This window comes from Lysinibacillus sp. F12, from assembly GCF_057773605.1.
In genome coordinates, this window is record NZ_JBYMLP010000007.1 from 192,936 (window position 1) to 198,935 (window position 6,000).

Below are 6,000 nucleotides of genomic sequence, written 5' to 3' on the forward strand. Positions count from 1 at the left end.
TCTAAAACCGTTACACAAATGAAAAATAACAAGACCTTCTTTTGTGATAGTCTATTTATAGGCAAAAAAGTATTGAGAGGGGTATAACAAAAGTATGAATAAGAAATGGTTATTACCGATTTTTGCATCTTTCATGTTATTTTCAACAACTCATATAAATACTGCTGAAGCAGCGACAAAAGAAAATGTCACTGAAACAGCTTCTAAATATTTAGGTACTCCATATAAATACGGCGGTACAACAACAAGTGGTTTTGATTGCTCGGGCTTTACATCTAAAGTATTTTCAGACTTAGGTATTCAATTAAACCGTACATCGGGCTCTCAATACCAACAAGGTGATGCAGTAGCAAAGAGCGATTTACAAGTTGGTGACTTAGTATTTTTCAATACAAGTGGTAGTGGTATTTCACATGTGGGTATATACATAGGTGATGGAAAAATGATCCACTCTCAAACTGGTCAAGGTGTTAGCTACTCAAGTGTTAACGACCCATATTATTGGGGTTCTCGTTATGTAGGGGCTAAACGTGTGGCAACATTTGATTCGCAACAGCAAGCTGAAGTAAAAAAAGCTGCAATTGACTTTTCAGTATATGCTTCTCGTGGAGAAGTTGCTGTACAAATTGCAAAAGCTTTAAACTTAGATACTTCTAATACAACTACTAATTTCGTAGATGTAAAACCAACAAATGCAAATGCAGGTGCTATTGCGGCTGTTGAAAGATTAGGTATCTTTGAAGGGGATGAAAATGGTAAGTTCAACCCATCTTCACCAATTACACGTGCACAAATCGCAAAAGTTTTAGTACTAGCTTTCGGTCTTGAAAACCAAGGGGAAACAGTAGCATTTAGTGATGTCTCACAAAATAGCTGGGCTAGTGATTATGTTTCTATCCTGGCGTCTAATGGTGTTACAAATGGCGATGGAGATGGAAGCTTCGGCTCTGATGATTTACTAAAAATCAATCAACTTAAAGTTTTTATTGAAAGAATTCAACAATAAATAAATTCATGAATTTTACATGTTAATTTTGTCATAGATTGCAAGAATTGATCTTTTGAATAGCTTATAATGGAAGAAGGGTTTGCATTTGCAGACTCTTCTATTTTTATGATAACTACGTAGGAGAGGAAGTGATATGGAAAATATATTTTAACAGTTCTATTGTATGATGCATTATTTAGCTAATTTTGTTAAAATGGACACGTTAAGAGAACAAGAAGGGAGGAAATAAGACATTGAACATCAAAAAAATTAGTCTTATCTTGTGCGTCTTATTCATTTCGGCTTCTATGTTTACGATACATAGTGCAAGTGTCAGTGCAGCTACCAACTCAAATATAACATTTGAAGATGTCACTAAAAATCACCCAGCCTATGAAGAAATTAATTATTTAGTAAGTTTGGGTGTAATCCAAGGCTATTTTGTGAATGGTAAAAGAGTTTTTGGCCCAAATAACAATGTAACAAGAGGACAAGCAGCCAAAATGGTTGTCGTTGCCTCTGGAAACAAACCATTAATCGTAAATAAATCAAGCTTTTCAGATGTTACAGTAGGCACTGAAATGTCAGGTTATATAGAACGTGCTGTACAATTAGGTTTCTTCGACAAAAATATAAAAGGTGAATTTCTACCAAACAAAGCCCTAACTCGTGGAGAAATGAGCTATGTCTTAACAAAAGCATTTAATTTAGATACAAGTGAGTATGAGGGAATTGACTCTCCATTTACGGATGTAGGGATTACACACGAATATGTAAAGTACATCAATACGATCTATTATAATGGGATTACAAACGGAACAGGTAAAACATATTTACCAAACAGCACGGTGACACGTTCTCAATTTTCATTATTTGTGGCACGTGCAAAAAGTGAGAAATATCGTTTAGAATTGCCTGTAAAAGGTGTAACTGTACCAGATACATCTCAAGTTATTGGCTTAGTAAAGGTTACTACAGATGGTTTAAACATTCGTAAATCAACGGATAGTAGTTCAACTACGAACATTGTAGGTAAAGTCAATACAGGTGGTAAATTATCAGTATATGCAGTTGAAGGCAATTGGTTAAAAGTATCTTATAAAGGTGCTTATGCTTATATTTTCAAACAGTACGCTGAGTTTTTAGATGCAGATGGTAATGTGCTAGGAGCAGTCGAAAAAGAAGTAACGACAAAAAATGCGGTTAACTTATATGTGAAGCCAACTTCTTCTGCAAAAGTAATTTCAACGATTAAAACAAATGTAAAATTACCAGTGTATAAAACAGTAGGTGGCTACTATTTAACACAAGTGGATGGTTTACCTGGTTATGTTGTAGCCAATAGTACAACAGATGCGGTTGAAGAAGAAAAACCTAATCCAGATCCAGGTACACCACCAGTTATTTCTGGAGATGTACTGGGAAGAGTAACGGTTGCTAACCTAAATGTACGTAGTCAAAGTAATTCAACGTCAGCAGTACTTTTCAAGCTGAATAAAGGAGAGTATGTCCAAGTTAATAGCATTAGTGGTTACTGGGCAGAAATTACTTACAATGGACAAACAGGTTATGTTCATAAATCTTACTTAAAGCTATTAAATCAGTCAGCTAAACCTCTACAAAATCGCGTTATCATCCTAGACCCAGGTCACGGTGGTAAAGATCCAGGGACAGTAAAAGGCTCTGTTTCTGAAAAGAGCATTACATTAAAGGTCAGCACGCAAGTAAAGCAATTACTAGAGAGTGCTGGTGCCAAAGTGTATATGACACGTACTGGTGATACGTATCCATCATTACAAGATCGAGTAGATTTCACGCAAGCAAACTATGGTGAGATTTTTGTTAGTGTCCATGTCAATTCTGCTGCCAATTCGTCAGCACAAGGTACTGAAACATATTATGCTATATCTACAGGAGATATGTATCAGGAAGACATAGATTTAGCTACATTTGTAAATAACCAAATTGTTAACAATTTAAATATGAAAAACCGTGGTGTTAAACAAGAACAGTACTACGTAATTCGTAATATGGTCATTCCGTCTATTCTAGTGGAGCTTGGTTTCTTAACAAACACTGAGGACCATAATAAAATGACCAATGATCAATACGTGAATCTATTTGCAGAATCTATTTATAATGGTATTTTGCAATACTATAAAAAACAATAAGAGTTGAAGATACGATTCCAAAGTTTTACGAGCTTTGGGATCGTTTTTTCTCTTTACTAATAACTACCCAGTTTCCCAAACAATAAACAATTAAAGCTACCTTCCATTGTTGGAGAGGTAGCTTTTTGGGTTTTATTTTACTGTATTAATGAATTTAATATAATCCTTACTAATATAAGCTGGTTCTGAGTGTAATTTATCTGAAATCACTTGATACCAACCATTTGTTCCAGTATCTGTGACAATGACAGGCATATTACTTTTATTAAAGGTGAATAGTGGACTTTGCTGTGTTGATGCATCAGCACGAACATTTAGACCAGCGGTTGTTGTTAGTGCAATTTTATACGGGCTATTAGCATCTTTATAGCCCAATACTTTTTCTGCACGATAATAGTGTCCAGCAATTTTGGCTCCCCAGAAAGGGTCAGAGGCGTATTTGACGTTAAATCCAATCGCTTTAGAGCCAACGACTGAACCATTTGTATAACGTCCGCCAGGCGTAATGTAATTGGGCTGTAGAAACTTTTCGACAAGCTCATTAATGTTTGCGCCAACACTATCAAATTTTTTGTTTAGAGGATTTGTATCATATACATATAAACCAAATAGGTTATTAAAATTTTGAGCATGATCGCTCATTCCGTAGGCACTCTCATGCTGTGCAAGTGCTAAAATAAGCATGGCGTTAATATGAGCATTCGCTTCTATATCTTTTAACACGGAACCTAAACCAATCAGTTTACTTTTCGTTGTAGCATTTTTATAAATAGAAGCACCTGAGCTTTCAACCTCAGCTAGCTTTTGCATAATATATTGATCAATTTCTTCAGCTGTATATTGTGTCGTAGCTCGAGCAGGTAAGAATTGATAGTAATTATAGCCTTCACCTTTTGAAGAGCCGTTCACATTCGTAAAATTAATACCATCCCAGCTAAAGTATTTCTCACCTTGCTTCATAAAGCTAGGGGCCTTGCCGTAGACGTAACTAGATGAGTACTTATTGGATTTATAATCGTATAAGGTATGTTTAATTTCACCATTTTCATTTGTATAATAAGCGCGTCCCTTTACTAAAGCAGAAGGGATTAAGGTAACGTCTGCTTGTTTTAAAGAGCCAACATGTCCAGCTAGACGTACTCTAACGTGAGTCGCATCACTACCTAGATACTCCATTTCTGTATTAGCAGCAATTGCAATTTGATCCTTAATCGTCTCGGAATTTAATGCGACATAATTATTTGTGACAATCATACCCGAAGACATTTTTATAATCTTATTATTTTGAGTAACCACTAAAGAACCGTTTGTCACTGCTTTTTCAGCAGCTTCAAAGCTAGTATAGGATTGCTTGTCTACTAAATTACCATTTGTGATTTCTTTGACAATAAATGCAGCATTCTCATTATTATTGTTACCTGAATTATTGTCGTTACCAGAGTTGCCGTTATTATTAGAATTACCAGTATTACCGTTGCTATCAGTATTCCCATCATTATTTTCAACAGTATCAGCAAGGAGAATTAAGCGAAGTATAAAAGTTGAAGCTTCAGCAATGGTAGCATTGTCTCTAGGTAAGAACATGCCGTTAGAGCTTCCTTTAATAAGTCCCAATTGAGCTCCTATGGCAATGTCCTGACGGAAATCTTTGAAAATAGTAGCATTGTCTTTAAATGTAATAGAGGAAGTCCCTTTTGGGATTTTTAAATAATCAACCGCTCTAATTAACATAACGGCCATATGCTCTCTTGAGATACGTTCTTCAGGCTTAAATGTGCCGTCTGTGTAGCCGGTAATTATTCCAGCAGTAGCAGCAAGATTGATTTCATTGGCCAATAAATATGTGTCAGAGACATCTGTAAACGTTATAGTATCTTTTGTCTTTAAGTTTAAAGCTTTTGCTATGTATGTGGCGAATTCACCGCGTGTAACAGTATCATTCGGACGATAGCTGCCATTTGCATCTTTCAGCAAGGCTCCTTTGGAAATCAAATAACGCAGACCACTTTCATGCATATGTCCTGATAGCTCATCAGCATAGGCCTTTTGGGGTTGCGAAATGAGTACGCTAACAAGCATCATGAGTAACATTAAAATTGATAGTTTTTTCATAGTTTTACCCTCCTAAACTGTTATCATTTTAACAAAGTTACAGAATCAAGTTAAGGGTCAAATGTTAGAAATATCATAAAATATACCAGATTGTTATAGGAGAAAAGTATCCTTTTGGCTTATATAGAGAACGTAATAGTGGAATCTGAGAGGGAAGTGAATCAAAATTCACATGAGTTTCTTCTATTATATATAGGTTTGAGTGAAACAATAAAAAAAGCCGTACATATTAAACTATGTACGGCTTTTATGCTGGAAAATATTATAGCATTTCAGAAGTTGTTTTTGCTTGCATGTGAAGTTGTAGGTAGTCTGGGCCACCAGCTTTTGAGTCTGTACCTGACATGTTGAAGCCACCAAATGGTTGGTAGCCAACAATCGCACCTGTACAACCACGGTTGAAGTAAAGGTTTCCAACATGGAATTCTTCACGTGCTTTTTCTAAGTTCATGCGGTTTGTCGTAATGACAGCACCTGTTAAACCGTATTCTGTATCGTTCGCAATTTCAATCGCATGATCGAAATCCTTTGCTTTTGCAATCGCTACTACTGGTCCGAAGATTTCTTCTTTCATAATACGTGCAGAAGGCTCTACGTCCGCAAATACAGTTGGTTGTACGAAGTAACCTACTGTATCATCTGCTGTACCACCAGCTACTAGACGACCTTCGCCTTTACCGATTTCGATGTATTCCGTAATTTTATTGAATGCTGCTTGGTCAATAACCG

General features: G+C 36.0%; 4 protein-coding genes. 2 read left to right on the forward strand and 2 right to left on the reverse strand.

Annotated features, from left to right (window positions below; all coding sequences use genetic code 11):
* The first annotated feature begins 94 nt into the window (after positions 1–94).
* The gene (locus tag AC3CH7_RS22475) at positions 95–1,006 is read left to right on the forward strand and encodes a C40 family peptidase (RefSeq protein ID WP_012292871.1); all 912 of its coding nucleotides are present in this window, start codon (positions 95–97) and stop codon (positions 1,004–1,006) included.
* A 236-nt stretch (positions 1,007–1,242) separates the two neighbouring features.
* Positions 1,243–3,159 (forward strand): N-acetylmuramoyl-L-alanine amidase, encoded by a 1,917-nt coding sequence (locus AC3CH7_RS22480; RefSeq protein WP_031417531.1) that lies wholly within the window; start codon positions 1,243–1,245, stop codon positions 3,157–3,159.
* 132 nt (positions 3,160–3,291) lie between these two features.
* Here the strand turns inward: AC3CH7_RS22480 and AC3CH7_RS22485 are convergent, their stop codons facing one another.
* Both AC3CH7_RS22485 and AC3CH7_RS22490 read right to left on the reverse strand, forming a co-directional pair.
* Complete coding sequence (locus tag AC3CH7_RS22485) at positions 3,292–5,271, reverse strand: S-layer homology domain-containing protein (RefSeq protein ID WP_488381899.1); 1,980 nt, start codon at positions 5,269–5,271, stop codon at positions 3,292–3,294.
* A gap of 262 nt (positions 5,272–5,533) precedes the next feature.
* The coding region (locus tag AC3CH7_RS22490) for an aldehyde dehydrogenase family protein (RefSeq protein WP_488381900.1) at positions 5,534–6,000 on the reverse strand (467 nt) is incomplete at its 5' end.